Origin of the sequence: Streptomyces sp. CLV115, from assembly GCF_038448545.1 — a bacterium.
GTDB lineage: Bacteria > Actinomycetota > Actinomycetes > Streptomycetales > Streptomycetaceae > Streptomyces > Streptomyces sanglieri.
Window position 1 is genome coordinate 1 of record NZ_JBCEWQ010000071.1, and the last position, 16910, is coordinate 16910.

Annotated in this window: 12 protein-coding genes, 1 tRNA gene and 1 pseudogene; 5 read left to right on the forward strand and 9 right to left on the reverse strand. The window is 68.7% G+C overall.

The window, feature by feature from the left end; translation table 11 throughout:
- Together AADR41_RS42960 and pyk are read left to right on the forward strand one after the other, a co-directional pair.
- A pseudogene (locus AADR41_RS42960) lies at positions 1–101 on the forward strand (SIMPL domain-containing protein); the annotation flags it as partial.
- 126 nt (positions 102–227) lie between these two features.
- Positions 228–1661, forward strand: a complete 1434-nt coding sequence (pyk, locus tag AADR41_RS23535; protein ID WP_342283374.1) for a pyruvate kinase — start codon at positions 228–230, stop codon at positions 1659–1661.
- 8 nt (positions 1662–1669) lie between these two features.
- Here the strand turns inward: pyk and AADR41_RS23540 are convergent, their stop codons facing one another.
- Positions 1670–2449, reverse strand: a complete 780-nt coding sequence (locus AADR41_RS23540; RefSeq protein ID WP_342283375.1) for a helix-turn-helix domain-containing protein — start codon at positions 2447–2449, stop codon at positions 1670–1672.
- Positions 2450–2559: 110 nt separating this feature from the next.
- Positions 2560–2632: transfer RNA gene (locus AADR41_RS23545), tRNA-Leu, on the reverse strand.
- Between the two features lie 100 nt (positions 2633–2732).
- Between AADR41_RS23545 and AADR41_RS23550 the strand changes: the two genes are divergently transcribed.
- On the forward strand, positions 2733–3383 hold the full coding sequence (locus AADR41_RS23550) for an ANTAR domain-containing response regulator (RefSeq protein WP_124718259.1): 651 nt from the start codon (positions 2733–2735) through the stop codon (positions 3381–3383).
- 66 nt (positions 3384–3449) lie between these two features.
- Here AADR41_RS23550 and AADR41_RS23555 read toward each other — a convergent pair whose 3' ends face one another.
- The 7 genes from AADR41_RS23555 to AADR41_RS23585 all read right to left on the reverse strand — a co-directional run bounded on the left by AADR41_RS23555 (position 3450) and on the right by AADR41_RS23585 (position 12626).
- A complete protein-coding gene (locus tag AADR41_RS23555) occupies positions 3450–4166 on the reverse strand; it encodes an ABC transporter ATP-binding protein (RefSeq protein ID WP_342283376.1) in 717 nt (238 codons plus the stop codon).
- Entirely contained in the window at positions 4163–5056 is an 894-nt protein-coding gene (locus AADR41_RS23560) for an ABC transporter ATP-binding protein (RefSeq protein WP_342283377.1), read from the reverse strand. Before AADR41_RS23560 ends, AADR41_RS23555 begins: the two co-directional genes overlap by 4 nt.
- A gap of 5 nt (positions 5057–5061) precedes the next feature.
- Entirely contained in the window at positions 5062–6852 is a 1791-nt protein-coding gene (locus AADR41_RS23565; protein ID WP_342283378.1) for a branched-chain amino acid ABC transporter permease, read from the reverse strand.
- Positions 6853–6857: 5 nt separating this feature from the next.
- A complete protein-coding gene (locus tag AADR41_RS23570; protein WP_342283379.1) occupies positions 6858–7787 on the reverse strand; it encodes a branched-chain amino acid ABC transporter permease in 930 nt (309 codons plus the stop codon).
- Positions 7788–7887: 100 nt separating this feature from the next.
- Positions 7888–9105 carry a branched-chain amino acid ABC transporter substrate-binding protein gene (locus tag AADR41_RS23575; RefSeq protein WP_342283400.1) on the reverse strand — a complete coding sequence of 406 codons (1218 nt, stop codon included), beginning with the start codon at positions 9103–9105 and terminating at the stop codon, positions 7888–7890.
- A gap of 648 nt (positions 9106–9753) precedes the next feature.
- A complete protein-coding gene (locus tag AADR41_RS23580) occupies positions 9754–10224 on the reverse strand; it encodes a PaaI family thioesterase (protein ID WP_342283380.1) in 471 nt (156 codons plus the stop codon).
- Positions 10225–10304: 80 nt separating this feature from the next.
- Entirely contained in the window at positions 10305–12626 is a 2322-nt protein-coding gene (locus AADR41_RS23585; RefSeq protein WP_342283381.1) for an FdhF/YdeP family oxidoreductase, read from the reverse strand.
- Positions 12627–12784: 158 nt separating this feature from the next.
- Between AADR41_RS23585 and polA the strand changes: the two genes are divergently transcribed.
- On the forward strand, positions 12785–15496 hold the full coding sequence (polA, locus tag AADR41_RS23590; protein ID WP_342283382.1) for a DNA polymerase I: 2712 nt from the start codon (positions 12785–12787) through the stop codon (positions 15494–15496).
- Between the two features lie 310 nt (positions 15497–15806).
- Complete coding sequence (locus AADR41_RS23595; protein ID WP_342283383.1) at positions 15807–16901, forward strand: hypothetical protein; 1095 nt, start codon at positions 15807–15809, stop codon at positions 16899–16901.
- Positions 16902–16910 lie beyond the last annotated feature (9 nt).

The following is a 16910-nucleotide window of genomic DNA, read 5'->3' on the forward strand; positions in this document are numbered from 1 at the left end:
CGGCACCCGCGCCCGCCCCCGCCCTCGACCTCGAACCCCAACGCCAGACCGTCTACGCCCAGGTCAACGCCCGCTTCATCATGTCACCGCCAAAACTCTGAAAGAGAATGCTCATCCGAGCACCCCGCCGCACAATTCAACACTTGTCAATAACCCTTCATCCAAAGGTCGTTGAGCGGTCACGGCACGCTGAATAACTACCCGTAGGTAAGGTCTAGGGTCGAACCATGCGCCGAGCAAAAATCGTTTGTACCCTGGGCCCCGCCGTCGACACATACGACCAGATCAAGGCATTGGTCGAAGCGGGAATGGACATCGCCCGCCTCAACCTCAGCCACGGCACCTACGCCGAACACGAAGAGCGCTACCACCGCGTGCGCAAGGCCTCCGACGAGATCGGACACAGCGTCGGCATCCTCGCCGACCTTCAAGGCCCGAAGATCCGCCTCGGATGCTTCCGCGAAGGCCCCGTACTCCTTGAACGCGGCGACAGCTTCACCATCACCGTCGAGCCCGTCGAAGGCGACCGTCACACCTGCGGCACCACCTACGACGGCCTCGCCGACGACGTCACCCCCGGCGAACGCATCCTCGTCGACGACGGCCGCGTGACCCTCGAAGTCACCGAGGTCGACGGCCCCCGCGTCCGCACCACCGTCGTCGAGGGCGGCATGGTCTCCGACCACAAGGGCCTCAACCTCCCCGGCGTCGCCGTCTCCGTCCCCGCACTCTCCGAGAAGGACATCGAAGACCTCCGCTGGGCCCTGCGCACCGGCGCCGACATCATCGCCCTCTCCTTCGTGCGCAGCGGACGCGACATCGAGGACGTCCACCGCATCATGGACGAGGAGGGCCGCCGCCTCCCCGTCATCGCCAAGGTGGAGAAGCCCCAGGCCGTCGAGAACATCGACGGCATCGTCGCCGCCTTCGACGGCATCATGGTCGCCCGCGGCGACCTCGGCGTCGAAATGCCCCTGGAGCAGGTGCCGATCGTCCAGAAGCGCGCGATCAAACTCGCCCGGCGCAACGCCAAGCCGGTCATCGTCGCCACCCAGATGCTCGACTCGATGATCGACAACTCCCGCCCCACCCGCGCCGAGGCCTCCGACGTTGCCAACGCCGTCATCGACGGCACGGACGCGGTGATGCTCTCCGGCGAGACCAGCGTGGGCAAGTACCCCGTCGAGACGGTCCGCACGATGTCCCGCATCGTCGAGGCCGCCGAGGAGGACATCCTCACCAAGGGCCTCCCGCCGCTGACCGACCGCAACAAGCCCCGCACCCAGGGCGGCGCGGTGGCCCGCGCGGCGGCCGAGATGGGCGACTTCCTGGGCGCGAAGTTCCTGGTCGCCTTCACCCAGAGCGGCGACACGGTCCGGCGCCTGTCCCGCTACCGCTCACCCATTCCGCTCCTGGCCTTCACCCCGGACCCGGCCACCCGCTCCCAGCTGAATCTGACCTGGGGTGTAGAGACCTTCCTCGGCCCGCACGTGGAGTCGACCGACGCGATGGTCGCCCAGGTCGACGAGGAGCTGCTGAAGATCGGCCGCTGCGAAAAGGGCGACGTCGTGGTCATCACGGCCGGCTCCCCGCCGGGCGTCCCCGGCTCGACGAACCTGGTGCGGGTGCACCACATCGGCGAGGACGACAGCCCCAAGTAGGCCGGTCGTCAGTGCTTCGGCCCGACGTGGGCGTCCATCAGCGCGACGGACGCCCGTCGGGCGACGGAGATGTTGTAGCGCTTTCCGGCGCGAGTGCAGTGCTTCCACTCGATGCCGAGCTTGTCGAGGGTGTCGGTGTAGAGCTGCCGGATGTCGTCCGAGACGTTGGTGAACCAGTACCGCGGATACTCGTAGCGCTTCCGCACGCCACCGACCGTCCTGGTGGTCCAGTTCATGTTCCGGCAGCCGTCGGAGTGGATGAGTCCACGGACGAAGTCCCAGGGGTGGGCGTCGACGATCTCCTGCTGCCAGGAGGCCAGAACGATGGGGCGCTCGTGCTTCTTGCCGGGGCCGTGCTGGGGGAAGAGGCATGTCCAGTGCTTCGTGAAGGACTTGACCTCGACGCACCCGCTTTTTTGCCGGCGCCCGGTACGTGGCAAGGGCATCACCTTGCGCATTGCCGACTCTGCCTCATCGATCAGGCCGGGCCATGCATCACCGCAGAAGATTGACAGGTGGTGCTGTTTGGGCTTGGAGATGATGTGGCCGTCTCCGAGGTAGAGGCCCAGCAGATACGCGTACGCGATGCGGTCGAAGTCCCGCCCCGTACATGACGGGCAGTCGGTGGGCTGCTCGTATCGCACGCCGCGGCGCTTGCGATCCTGGTGCAGCCACCAGCCGATAGTTCCACGAGGGACATTGAGGAGTTCTGCAACCGCTCGATTGGTGTTGCCGCCCCGCAAGAGGGCAAGTGCTTCGTCACGTATCGATGGATTGTGCTGTTCCATGTGGCGGAGTCTTGTGCGGACCTCGCCGATGCGTCCCGGATTCGAAGACACGTTCACCGACAGGAGTGAAGATCACAAAGTGATGTCGGGCCTTGGAATCAAAGGTAAAGTGCCCTGGGTGGGATTCGAACCCACGCTGTCGGTGGTTTGAGCACCGTGTCTCTTCCGCTGGACTACCAGGGCTGGCCTTAGCATCAAAGGTTAGCGTAGGCCCGCTGTGACTCAAACATACAGGAGCTAGGTAGGCTCAGGTAGCAGCACCTGCCTTGAAAAAAGGAGCCCCGTGACCACGCCCGAGTCGCCCCAGCCCGCCGCCGACGACGACAAGTCGCACGTTCCGCCGCTGACGACCCGCGTCGTCATCGCCGAGGACGAGGCGCTCATCCGTCTCGATCTCAAAGAGATGCTGGAGGAAGAGGGCTACGCGGTCGTCGGCGAGGCCGGGGACGGGCAGCGGGCCGTCGAGCTGGCGCGGGAGCACCGGCCGGATCTGGTGATCCTCGATGTGAAGATGCCGGTTCTGGACGGGATCTCCGCCGCCGAGAAGATCGCCGAGGAGTCCATCGCGCCGGTCCTGATGCTGACCGCGTTCTCGCAGCGCGATCTCGTCGAGCGGGCCCGGGACGCCGGGGCGATGGCGTATCTGGTGAAGCCGTTCAGCAAGAGCGACGTGGTGCCGGCCATCGAGATGGCGGTGTCCCGGTTCGCGGAGCTGAAGGCGCTGGAGACCGAGGTCGCGGATCTCGCGCAGCGGCTGGAGACGCGGAAGCTGGTCGACCGGGCGAAGAGCATTCTGCAGACGGACTACGGGCTTTCCGAGCCGGCCGCGTTCCGGTGGATCCAGAAGACGTCGATGGACCGGCGGCTGTCGATGCAGCAGCTGGCCGAGGCGTTGATCGAGGACGCCGAGGAGAAGAAGAAGGCGGCCGAGTAGGCCGTAGGCGAGTACGAGGAAGGCCCGCGTCCCGGTTGTCCGGGGCGCGGGCCTTTCCGTTGTGTGTCAGTCCTCGCCGAGGTACGCCTTGCGGACGGACTCGTCGTGGAGGAGGTCCGGGCCGGTGCCGGAGAGGACGATCCTGCCGACCTCCATGACGTGGCCCTGGTCCGCGAGGGAGAGCGCTGCCTGGGCGTTCTGCTCCACGAGCAGGATGGTGGTGCCCTGGGCCTTCAGCTCGACGATGGTCGCCATGATCTTCTGCATCATGATCGGCGAGAGGCCCATCGACGGTTCGTCGAGCATCAGGAGCTTGGGCCGGCACATGAGGGCCCTGCCCATGGCGAGCATCTGCTGTTCGCCGCCCGAGAGGGTTCCGGCTGCCTGCTTCCGGCGTTCCCCGAGGATGGGGAAGAGCTCGTAGGCGCGCTGGATGTCCTTCTCGATGCCTGCCTTGTCGTTGCGGAGGTAGGCGCCGAGCTGGAGGTTCTCGGTGATGGTCAGCCGGGGGAAGATGTGGCGTCCCTCGGGGGAGTGCGCGAGGCCGAGGGCGACGACCTTGTGGGCGGGGACGTCGGTGAGTGGCCGGCCGTCGAAGACGATGCGGCCGCCGACCGGCTTGAGCAGGCCGGAGAGGGTGCGCAGGGTGGTGGTCTTGCCCGCACCGTTGGTGCCGATGAGGGTGACGACCTGGCCGGCCTCGACGGTGAAGGAGATGCCCTTGACGGCTTCGATCTTGCCGTAGGCGACGCGGAGGTCCTCGACCTCCAGAAGTGCGGTCATCGGGTGTCCTCCTCCTCGGTGCTGGTGCTGGTGGTGGTTGTCTTCGCGGTGTCGGCTCCGGCTTCGGCGGCTTCGACCTCGGCGGCTTCTTCGGCGCCGGGGGCGCCTTCGAAGGGGGTGCCGAGGTAGGCGGCGACGACGCGTTCGTCGCTCTGGACCTCGGCCGGGGAGCCTTCGACGAGCTTTTCGCCCTGGACGAGGCAGGCGACGCGGTCGCAGAGGTTGAAGATGAACCGCATGTCGTGCTCGATGACGAGGACGGCGATGCCCTGGTCACGGATGGCGAAGATGAGCTCTTCGGTGACGCGGGTTTCCTGCGGGTTCATGCCGGCGGTGGGCTCGTCGAGGAGCAGGAGTCCGGGGTCGCTGGCCAGTGCGCGGGCGATCTCCAGCTTGCGCTGGTCTCCGTAGGGGAGGTTGCGCGCGAGGTGGTCGGCCTTGTCGGCGAGGCCGATGAACTCCAGGAGTTCCATGGCCCGTTCGCGGCTGGCCTGCTCCGCCCTGGCGAAGCCGGGCAGGCGCAGGAGGGCGGACCAGAGGCCCTCCTTGGTCCTGGTGTGGCGTCCGACGAGGACGTTCTCCAGGACGGACATGTTGGCGAAGAGCCGGATGTTCTGGAAGGTGCGGGCGATGCCTGCCTGGGTGACGAGGTGGGGCTTGGGCGGCAGGACGGTGCCCTTGTAGCTGACCTTGCCCTCGGTGGGGACGTACAGGCCGGTGAGGCAGTTGAAGAAGGTGGTCTTGCCGGCACCGTTGGGGCCGATGAGGCCGACGATCTCGCCCGCGTTGACGGTGAGGTCGACATTGCGTACGGCGGTGAGGCCGCCGAAGCGCATGGTCACGCCGTTGGCGTCGAGGACGGTGGTGGCGGTTTTCGTGGTGGTGGTCATGGTGGTCACACCCCCGCCTTGGCGATGCCGGCGGCGGTCTCTTCGGACTGTCGCGGTTCGGGTACGTCGGGCTGGTCGTTCTCGTGGAATTCGAGTTGCTTGCGGCGGTCGGCGACGAGTCCTTCGGGTCGCAGGCGCATCAGGAGGATGAGTGCGATGCCGAAGAGGAAGAGCTGGTAGTCCTGCATGAACTGCAGCTTCGCCGGGATGAGGTAGAGCATCGCGGCGCCGACCAGGGGGCCGCTGAGGGTTCCCATGCCGCCGAGGATGACGGCGGCGAGGAGGAAGGCGGAGTTGGGTGGCACGGAGCCGGCGAACTGGTACTGCTCGGGCGTCACGGTGTAGTTGACGTGTGCCTGGACGGTTCCGGCGAGTCCGGCGAGGGTGGCGCCGAGGGCGAAGGCGAGCAGCTTGAGCCGGAAGGCGTTGATGCCCATGGCGGTGGCTGCGGTCTCGTCCTCGCGGATGGCGACCCAGGCGCGGCCGATGCGGGATTCTCCGGAGCGGCGGAAGACGAGTACGACGACGGCGGTGAAGACGAGCATCAGCAGGTAGTAGTTGGAGGACCTGCCGAGGTCGAAGCCGAGGATGTTGTGCTTGAGCCCGAAGTCGAATCCGAAGAAGTTGAGGTCGGGGATGCTGGGGATGCCCTGGGAGCCGTTGGTGAGGTCGGGTCCGCTGTTGCCGTTGAGGTTGTTCACGGTGAGGCGGAAGATTTCACCGAAGCCGAGTGTGACGATGGCGAGGTAGTCGCCGCGCAGTCGCAGGGTGGGTGCGCCGATGAGTACGCCGAAGACGAGTGAGGCTCCGGCGCCGGTGAGGACGGCGGCCCAGAAGGGGAATTCGACGCCGATCGCGGACATGGTGGAGCCGGATACCAGGGCGGCGGCGTAGGCGCCGACTCCGAGGAAGGCGACGTATCCGAGGTCGAGCAGGCCGGCGAGGCCGACGACGACGTTGAGGCCGAGTGCCACCGTGCCGAAGATGAGGATGTTGGCGCCGATGAGTGCGAACTCCTCCTTCTGCTGGGTGAAGGGGAAGCAGACGGCTGCGACGAGGGCGGCGGTGAGTGTGATGTTGCGGTGCTTCGAGGTCAGCGCGGTGAGGCGGGAGACGAGTCCGGCCCGGTGGAGTGCGGTGAAGGCGAAGCCGACGGTGATGAGGAAGCCGATGAAGAGTTCGGTGTAGTCGGTGTCGATGCCGTAGGCGAAGACATGGAGGCCGATGCCGAACGCGGCGACGATGATGAGGATCTCGGCCCAGGAGGGGAGTGCCTTGGCGCGGCGGGCGTGGGGGGCGCCGAGGCTGTTGCGGAAGCGCTGCCAGGCGGTGGTCGCGGTTCCGTCGAGCGGCTGGTCGCCGGGGAGGCCGAGTGCGGCGACGGTGGCGAGGAGGGCGCCGATGCCGCTGACCCAGGCGCCGGGTTCCAGGTTGACGATGCCGCCGAGGTCGTAGGCGATGGCACCGATGGTGTAGCCGGTGGTGCCGAGGGTGCCGAGGGCGAGGAGACGGACGGGGCTGTTGGTGCCGCCGGGGGTGAGCCAGCGCAGGCCTCGGATGCCGTATCCGGACAGTGTGAGGAGCAGGGTGAGTGCGGCGCTGATGAGGGTGAGGACCTGGAGGCCGCCGGGGTAGCCGGTGACGGTGAGGTCGCCGGGGAATTCGTCGGTCCAGGTCCAGGCGAGGAAGGTGCCGGCCAGTGCGACGGCGGATCCCGCGGTGGTGCCGATGCGGGCCGCGGCCGGGGGGATCGGCAGGAATGCGGGGCCGGGTGCGGTGGTGTGGTTGGTGGTCATCCGTATCACGCCCGATCCGCGACGCGTTCGCCGAGCAGTCCCTGGGGACGGAGCAGCAGGACGATGATGAGGAGGACGAAGGCCCATACGTCCTTCCAGGCGCCGCCGCCGAAGAGGTCCATGCCGGGGACGTTGCTCATGTAGCCGGTGGCGAGGGATTCGGCGATGCCGAGTACGACGCCGCCGAGCATGGCTCCGTAGATGTTGCCGATGCCGCCGAGTACGGCTGCGGTGAAGGCCTTGAGGCCCATGATGAAGCCCATTTTGAAGCCGATCTGGCCGTTCTTGAGCCCGTAGGCGACGGCGGCGACGGCGGCGAACGCGGCACCGATGGCGAAGGCCATGACGATGATGCGGTCGGTGTTGATGCCCATGAGCTTGGCGGTGTCGGGGTCCTGGCTGGTGGCTTGCATGCCGCGGCCGGAGCGGGTCTTGGAGACGAAGAGCCCGAGGGCGAGCATGCAGATGGGTGCGGTGATGAGGACGAAGAGGTCGCCGCGCTGGATGTGGGCGCCGAAGATGTCGATCGCTTCGCCCTTGAACTGGGGGAAGGAGCGGTCCTTCTTGGCGTCGGGGTACCACTTCCAGATGGCTTGCTGGAGTGCGAGCGAGAGTCCGATCGCGGTGATCAGCGGGGCCAGCCGGGGGGCGGAGCGCAGCGGTCGGTACGCGAAGCGTTCGGCGGCCGTGCTGACGGCGACGGAGCATATGACGCCGCCGATGATCATGAGGGGGATGATCGCGAGGAGGGAGACACCGGCCGGCATCCAGAGGTACACGGTGAGAGCTCCGAAGCCTCCGATCATGAAGATCTCGCCGTGGGCGAAGTTGATGAGCTGGATGATTCCGTAGACCATCGTGTAGCCGATCGCGATGAGTCCGTACATCGCGCCGAGGATGAGTCCATTGGCCAGCTGTTGCGGCAGTTCGTTCACCGCAGGGCCTCCGTGGAGTGGTTCGGATATGGCACCGCGCGGGGGCGCTGGTGGCGCTCCCGCGCGGTCTGGTGTGGGTCAGGCGTGGCCCGGGAGCTTGTTACGGCTTGTAGGCCTCGCTGAGCTTGGAGGTCCACTTGCCGCCGTCGACCTGGTAGGCGGTCATCATGGTGTTGGTGGTGTCGCCGTATTCGTCGAAGGAGACGGGGCCGGTGACGCCGTCGAACTTGACCTTGGCCATGGCCGCGAGGACCTTGGTGCGGGCGTCGTCGCCGCTGGGGAGCTTGCCGCCGTTGTCGGCGACGGCGATCTTGACGGCTTCGATGATCGACCAGGTGGCGTCGTAGGTGCCGCCGCCGTACGCCTCGTAGGCGTCCTTGTATCCGGCCGCCTTGTAGTTCGCGATGAACGCCTTGGCCGAGTCGAGCTCTTCGACGGGCTTGCCGACGGAGGTGGCGATGTCGCCCTGGGCCTTCTTGTTCAGCTTGATGAAGTCGGCGCTGTACATGCCGTCGCCGCCCATGAGCGGGACCTGGAAGCTGTCCTTGAGCTGCTGGCTCAGGGGTGCGCCGGCGGGGTACTCGCCGCCGTAGTAGACGGCCTTTGCGCCGGACTTCTTGACCTTGGTGACGACGGCGTTGAAGTCGCGGTCGTCGGGGTTGACGTGGTCGGAGCCGACGATCTTGCCGCCGAGGGTGGTGAAGGTGTTCTTGAAGGACGCGGCGAGACCGGCGCCGTAGGGCTTCTGGTCGTCGATGAGGTAGACCTGCTTGATCTTCGCGTTGTTGTAGAGGTACTTCGCTGCGAAGGCGCCCTGGATCTGGTCCGTGGTGGCGGTGCGGAAGTAGGTCTTGAAGGGGCGCTTCTTGTCGCCGGTCTTCCAGTTCTCGCCCTGGGTGAGCTCGGTGCCGGTGTTGGCGGGGGAGACCTGGGTGAGGTTGGCGTCGTTGAGCGGCTTCTGCATCGACTGGGAGACGCCGGAGTTCAGGGGGCCGACGACGCCGACAACGGTGTCGTCGTCGATGAACTTCTGGGCGTTCTGCTGGCCGACCGAGGGTTGTGCCTGGTCGTCGAGGGGCTTGACCTCGAATTTGATGCCGGGGACGGTGTTTTCCTTGTTGGCCGTCTTGGCGGCGAGGTCGGCGGAGTTCTTGATGCCGAGGCCGAGGGCGGACAGGTCGCCGGTGATCGGCGCGTCGACGCCGATGACGACGGTCTGGGTGCCGCCGCTGTCGCCGCCCTTCTTGCTGTCGTCGCGCGACCCGCAGGCGGTGAGGGTCAGTGCTCCGGTCGTGAGCACGGTGGTGAGTATGAGCAAAGAACGGTGTCGCACGAAAGGTCCTTTCCCTGGCGCGGCCTCCTCTGCTTGAGGTGCCGTGTCGTTCGCCGGGCCGTACTGGGTGGTACAGGGCCGTGCTGCAGACGCGCCCGGCGGCGCGGTGACTGGCGGTGACTCTAGGCGCAGGTGTGGGGGTCGGGGATGACTCAGCCGCAGGATGTGACTGTCTTGTTATGCCGTTGAGGAAGGCTTGAGGTGGCTGTGCGGACATGTACGGCTTTTTACCGGACCGTGAAGTGACCGCATTCTGAGAACTTGCAGCTCTGCTAAGGGGCTTGAGCCGATCATGCTGCTGTCGTACGAGGTGGGGAGGGGTGCGGCGCGGGTGGGCGCGGCGAGGTGCCCGGCGGCTTCGCGGCCGGGTCGGTGGGTCCGTGTGGTGGTGTCCGCGGACCGGGCGATGGTTACGCAGTGTCACATCGGGGCTGATGTGATCGACGCGGTGTGGTGTGTGTGGGATGCCGAGTTGGCCACACAACGCGGGTTCTGGTCAAGGGAGTTGGCGCATTTGAATGCCAACTCCTGTTGTGTTGGGCGTGGTTGTGGGCGGATATGGCGCTGCCCGGCCGGATTGTGTTCCGGCCGGGCAGTGGTGCCGCAGTGTGTTGTGCGGTGTGTTCCGGACCGTCAGGCGGCGTCGGGCCGGGGGGCGTCACGGAGCATGCAGGTGAGACGCGCGGTGCAGACCCGCTTGTCCTGTTCGTCGGTGATGGCGATCTCGTAGGTGGCGGTGGAGCGGCCGCGGTGCACGGGGGTGGCGACACCGGTGACGAGTCCGCTGCGCACGCCGCGGTGGTGGGTGCAGTTCAGGTCGACACCGACGGCGAGCTTGCCGGCTCCGCCGTGGAGCATGGAGCCGATGGAGCCGAGGGTCTCGGCGAGCACGGCGGAGGCGCCGCCGTGCAGCAGTCCGTAGGGCTGGGTGTTGCCCTCGACGGGCATGGTGCCCACGACGCGCTCCGCGGAGGCCTCGACGACGGTGACGCCCATGCGTTCGCCGAGGTGGCCGGCGGAGAAGAGCGCGGGCAGGTCGACGCCGAGGGCGGCGTACTCGTCGATGATCTCCTGGGGGAACTTGGGTGCGGTGTGCTCGCCCATGGGTCCGGCTCCGATCGTCTGCGATGGTTCACTGCTTCATTGCTGTGTACATCGTTCTTATCAGACGGCTGAGCGGACGCTTAGGGCTTGTCCGGTCCGGTGTTCGGCCCGGCCGCGCGTTCCGGCCGGGCGGTGGTGTTCTCGAAGCGGACGACGACGGACTTGCTGGCCGGGGTGTTGCTGGTGTCGGCGGTGGAGCCGAGGGGGACCAGCACATTGGTCTCCGGGTAGTAGGCGGCGGCGCAGCCCCGGGCCGTCGGGTAGTGGACGACCCGGAAGCCGGGGGCGCGGCGCTCCACGCCGTCCTTCCATTCGCCGACCAGGTCGGTGTACGCCCCGTCGGCCAGGCCGAGGGCGCGGGCGTCGTCGGGGTTGACCAGGACGACCCGGCGGCCGCCCTTGATGCCGCGGTAGCGGTCGTCGAGGCCGTAGACGGTGGTGTTGTACTGGTCGTGGGAGCGCAGGGTCTGCAACAGCAGTCTGCCTTCGGGGAGTTCGGGGTACTCGACGGGGGCGGCGGTGAAGTTGGCCCGGCCGGTCGCGGTGGGGAAACGGCGCTCGTCGCGCGGGGCGTGCGGGAGGGTGAAGCCGCCGGGACGCGCGACACGGGCGTTGAAGTCCTCGAAGCCGGGGACGACGCGGGAGATGCGGTCGCGGATCGTGGCGTAGTCCTTCTCGAACTCCTCCCACGGGGTGTGCGACGCGGGGCCGAGCACGGCACGGGCGAGGCGGGCGACGATGGCGGGCTCGGAGAGCAGATGGGGGCTCGCGGGGGTGAGGTTGCCGCGCGAGGCGTGGACCATGCTCATGGAGTCCTCGACGGTGACGAACTGCTTGCCGCTCGCCTGGACGTCCTTGTCGGTGCGGCCCAGTGTCGGCAGGATCAGCGCGCGGGTGCCGGTCACCGCGTGCGAGCGGTTGAGCTTGGTGGAGACATGGACGGTGAGGTGGGCGCGGCGCATCGCGGCCTCGGTGACGTCCGTGTCGGGGGTGGCCGAGACGAAGTTGCCGCCCATGGCGAAGAAGACCTTGGCGTCGCCGTCGCGCAGGGCCCGGATGGAGCGGACGACGTCGTAGCCGTGGTGGCGCGGCGAGGTGATCTTGAACTCCGCGTCGAGGGCGTCCAGGAAGGCGGGGGCGGGGCGCTCGAAGATGCCCATGGTGCGGTCGCCCTGCACGTTGGAGTGGCCCCGGACGGGGCAGACCCCGGCGCCCGGGCGGCCGATGTTGCCGCGCAGCAGCAGGAAGTTGACGACTTCGCGGATGGTCGGCACGGAGTGCTTGTGCTGGGTGAGGCCCATGGCCCAGCAGACGATGGTGCGCTCCGAGGCGAGGACCATGGCCAGGGCCTCCTCGATGGTCCCGCGGTCGAGGCCGGTGGCGGCGAGGGTCTGTGCCCAGTCGGCCTCGCGGGCGGCGGCGGCGAACTCCTCGTAGCCGTGGGTGTGCTCCCGTACGAAGGCCTCGTCGACGGCGCCGTCGGTCTCCAGGATCATCCTGTTGAGGAGCCGGAAGAGGGCCTGGTCGCCGCCGATCCGGATCTGAAGGAAGAGGTCGTTGAGCGCGGTGCCCCTGATCATGCCGAGCGGGGTCTGCGGGTTCTTGAAGCGCTCCAGGCCGGCCTCGGGGAGCGGATTCACCGAAATGATCTTCGCGCCGGCCGACTTGGCCTTCTCCAGGGCGGAGAGCATCCGCGGGTGGTTCGTGCCGGGGTTCTGCCCGGCGACGATGATCAGGTCCGCCCGGTGGAGGTCCTCCAGCAAGACGCTGCCCTTGCCGATGCCGATGGTCTCCGTCAGTGCGGAGCCGGAGGACTCGTGGCACATGTTGGAGCAGTCGGGGAGGTTGTTGGTGCCGAATTCGCGGGCGAACAGCTGGAGCAGGAACGCGGCCTCGTTGCTGGTGCGGCCCGAGGTGTAGAAGAGCGCCTCGTCGGGGGAGCCGAGCGCGCGCAGCTCCTCGGCGATGATGCCGAAGGCGCGCTCCCAGGTCACCGCCTCGTACCGCTCGGCGCCCTCGGGGAGGTACATCGGCTGGGTGATCCGGCCCTGCTGGCCCAGCCAGTACCCGCTGCGGGCGGCGAGGTCGGCGACCGGGTGCGCGGCGAAGAAGTCGGGGGTGACCCGGCGCAGCGTCGCCTCCTCGGCGACGGCCTTGGCGCCGTTCTCGCAGAATTCCGCGGTGTGCCGCTTGTCGCCCTCGGGCCAGGCGCAGCCGGGGCAGTCGAAGCCGTTCTTCTGGTTGACCTTGAGGAGGGTCTGCGCGGTGCGCCGCACGCCCATCTGCTGCCGGGCCATGAGCAGGCTGTGGGCGACGGCGGGCAGCCCGGCGGCCGAGTGCTGGGCCGGCTCGACCTGCGGCGCGTCCTGGGCCGGGTCACCCGTGGGCGGTTTGGTGGCCATTGCGTGCTCCCCTTCGAGCCGGCGGCGGACCTGGGCGGTGTGCTGTGCGCAGCGGTGCTGTCCGTGTTCCTCCCGCGATCCTGTCACGCGGCACGGACAGGGCGGGCGCCGAGCCGGGTCGGTCGGGAATGTCAGTGGTCCGTGGCAGGATCGGGGGCGTGGCTGAGACGGCATCGAAGAAGACGGCAGACAACCGACCGCGCCTGCTCCTGATGGACGGGCACTCCCTGGCGTACCGGGCGTTCTTTGCGCTGCCTGCGGAGAATTTCACGACAGGGTCGGGGCAGCCGACGAACGCGGTGTACGGCTTCGCGTCGATGCTCGCGAACACACTGCGTGACGAGGCGCCGACGCATTTCGCGGTGGCGTTCGACGTCTCCCGCAAGACCTGGCGCTCCCAGGAGTTCCCTGAGTACAAGGCGAACCGCTCGAAGACCCCGGACGAGTTCAAGGGGCAGGTCGAGCTGATCGGCGAGCTGCTGGACGCGATGCACGCGGACCGTTTCGCGGTCGACGGCTTCGAGGCGGACGACGTCATCGCCACGCTGGCCACACAGGCCGAGGCGGCCGGCTTCGAGGTGCTGATCGTCACCGGTGACCGGGACTCGTTCCAGCTGATCACGGACAACGTCACGGTGCTGTACCCGACCAAGGGCGTCTCGGAGCTGACCCGGTTCACCCCGGCCAAGGTCGAGGAGAAGTACGGGCTCACGCCGCAGCAGTATCCGGACTTCGCGGCGCTGCGCGGCGACCCGTCGGACAACCTCCCGGGCATCCCCGGCGTCGGTGAGAAGACCGCCGCGAAGTGGATCAACCAGTTCGGTTCGTTCGCCGAGTTGGTCGAGCGGGCCGAGGAGGTCAAGGGCAAGGCCGGTCAGAATTTCCGGGACCACCTGGACGCGGTGCGGCTGAACCGCAGGCTGACCGAGATGGTCCGCGACGTGGAGCTGCCGAAGACCCCCCAGGACCTGGAGCGCGCCCCGTACGACCGCACGGCGGTGACCGGTGTGCTGGACGTCCTGGAGATCCGCAACCCGAGCCTGCGCGAGCGGCTGCTGGCCGTCGACCCGGGTGCGGCCGAGGACGAGGCCCCGGCGCCCGCCGCGGGCGTCGAGCTGGACGGTGCGGTGCTGGGCGCGGGCGAGCTCGCGCCGTGGCTCGCCGGGCACGGCGGGCAGCCGCTCGGTGTGGCCACCGTCGACACCTGGGCGCTGGGCTCCGGCGCGGTCACCGAGGTCGCGCTGGCCGCGGCGGACGGTGCGGCGGCGTGGTTCGACCCGGCCGCGATCGACGAGGGCGACGAGCAGGCGTTCGCCGCGTGGATCGCCGACGCGGACCGGCCCAAGGTCATGCACAACGCGAAGAGCGCCATGCGGGTCTTCCCCGAGCACGGCTGGCAGGTCGAGGGCGTCACGATGGACACCGCGCTGGCCGCCTATCTGGTCAAGCCCGGCCGGCGCTCCTTCGCGCTGGACGCGCTGGCGGTGGAGTACCTGGGCCGCGAGCTGACCCCCGCCGCCGCGTCCGACGGACAGCTGGCCTTCGGTGCGGACGACCAGGCCGAGGCCGAGTCCCTGATGGCGCAGGCCCGCGCGGTCCTGGACCTGGGCGACGCGTTCACCACGCGGCTGGCGGAGGTCGGCGCGGCCGAGCTGCTGCACGGCATGGAGCTGCCGACGTCCGCGCTGCTGGCCCGTCTGGAGCGGCACGGCATCGCCGCCGACCGGGCCCATCTGGAAGGCATGGAGCAGCAGTTCGCCGGTGCGGTGCAGCAGGCGGTGAAGGAGGCGCACGCCGCGGTCGGCCGCGAGTTCAACCTCGGATCGCCCAAGCAGCTCCAGGAGGTCCTCTTCGGCGAGCTGGGCCTGCCGAAGACGAAGAAGACCAAGACCGGGTACACCACGGACGCCGACGCGCTGGCCTGGCTCGCCGCGCAGACCGAGCACGAGCTGCCGGTGATCATGCTGCGCCACCGCGAGCAGGCCAAGCTGCGGGTCACCGTCGAGGGTCTGGTCAAGACGATCGCGGCGGACGGCCGGATCCACACCACGTTCAACCAGACCGTGGCGGCGACGGGCCGGCTCTCCTCCACCGACCCCAACCTGCAGAACATCCCGGTCCGTACGGACGAGGGCCGGGCCATCCGCCGCGGCTTCGTCGTCGGCGAGGGCTTCGAGACGCTGATGACCGCCGACTACAGCCAGATCGAGCTGCGGGTGATGGCGCATCTCTCCGAGGACAAGGGCCTGATCGAGGCGTTCACCTCCGGCGAGGACCTGCACACCACGGTCGCCTCGCAGGTCTTCGGCGTCGACAAGTCGGCCGTGGACCCGGAGATGCGCCGCAAGATCAAGGCCATGAGCTACGGACTCGCGTACGGGCTCTCCGCGTTCGGCCTCTCCCAGCAGCTGAACATCGAGGCCGGCGAGGCGCGCGGTCTGATGGACACCTACTTCGAGCGGTTCGGCGGGGTGCGGGACTATCTGCACCGGGTGGTGGAGGAGGCGCGGGCCACCGGTTACACGGAGACGGCCTTCGGCCGCCGCCGTTACCTCCCCGACCTCAACAGCGACAACCGCCAGCGCCGCGAGATGGCCGAGCGGATGGCGCTCAACGCACCGATCCAGGGCACGGCCGCGGACATCGTCAAGGTGGCCATGCTCCAGGTCGACCGGGCGCTGACCGAGGCGAAGCTGAAGTCCCGGATGCTGCTCCAGGTCCATGACGAAATCGTGCTGGAGATCGCCGGGGGTGAGCGGGAGCGGGTCGAGGAGATCCTGCGCCACGAGATGTCCACGGCCGTGCAGTTGCGCGCCCCGCTGGACGTCTCGGTGGGCGTCGGCACGGACTGGGAGTCCGCGGCGCACTGATCTGCCGGAGGTGTCGGACGGGCCCGGGGCGCACGCTCCGGGCCCGTCCGCGTGTCCGGGCCCCGGGTCGTGCTGCCGGAACGGCACATGCCGCGCCCGTGCCGACGGCGGGTGCGGCGACCTGACAGCCGACGCACCGCCCCGGCAGGCCGCTGACTTGATCATGCGATCATATGGCCGACTTTTGGTGGGCCGGTGCGCAGCCGACCGGTCGGACGGCCGCGCGCCCACCGAGCAGTCGACCAATCGGGCAATCGGGCGGGAACGGGAGTGCGGTGTGAGCGGGGCTGGGGGGCCGGACGATTCGTCCGTGTCCGAAGAGGAGTGGGAGCGGTTCCTCCGCGAATCGGTGGCGGGTGTGCCCGGGGCTCCTGTGGAGCCGTCGGCGCGCGCCCGTGAGGCGGAGCAGCGGCTGCGGGAGAGCTCCGGGCAGCCGGAAGGATGGCGTACGTACGCTCCGGCCCGGCCCCGGCGCAGGACGGGCCGGTATGTGATGACCGGTCTGGTGGTGGTCGCGGCCCTTCTGGTCATGACGTTCTTCCCGCAGCAGGTCGCCGGCTGGTTCGGCGGTGACGACGGCGGGCAGGACGGGGCGCCGCAGGCCGCCGAGTCGGAGCGGCCGAAGGAGGCTCCCGGAGCCGAGCGGGATCTGCGCCCCACCCTCGCCGAACCCTTCCGGGGCTCGCCCGCCGCCCGCTGGGCCGACGGCGCGGCGGGAATCACGGTGCCGCCGGCCGAGGCGACGGGCTGGATGGACACCGCCCGGGTGGAGCGGGCACTGCGCCGGAGCCGGGACTTCCTGGTGGCCGCGGGGCTCGACCCCCAAGTGCTGCGCGGTGAGCGGCCCACGAAGGCGATCGCGATGCTGAACCCGCATCAGGAGGACGTCCAGAAGTATCTCCGTACCGCCCTGTCGTCGAAGGCGCCCAGCGGCAGGACCGACCCGCTGCTGTTGTTCAGCCGCTTCCGGCCGGAGCAGTCCCGGCTGGTCGGCGACGTGGTCAGGACCCGCGGCCGGCTCACCTACCGGGAGGGGAGGAAGGGGGCGGTCGAGGTGACGGGCGACGTCACCTTCGTCTACCCGGTCACCACGGCGGGAGACGGCGGGCGGGACGCCGAGGTCGTCCGTACGATCGTGCGGCGACAGGTGGTGATGAGCTGGGACGACCCGGCCGAGGTCATCACCGAGCCGGGCACGATGTCCCTCGTCTCGTACACGCTCGACATGACCAACGGCGGCTGCTCCGCCCCGACCGGCTACTTCGTGCCCCCCTTCGGCACGGACGACGAGCAGGCCACCGACAAGACCCGTCTCGTCGATCCGTACGACCGCAGCAGGCTGATCGACACGAGCAACGGCACGACGGCCACGGGCGGCAACTGCGCGACCGCCACCCGTTCCTAGGGCCCCTCG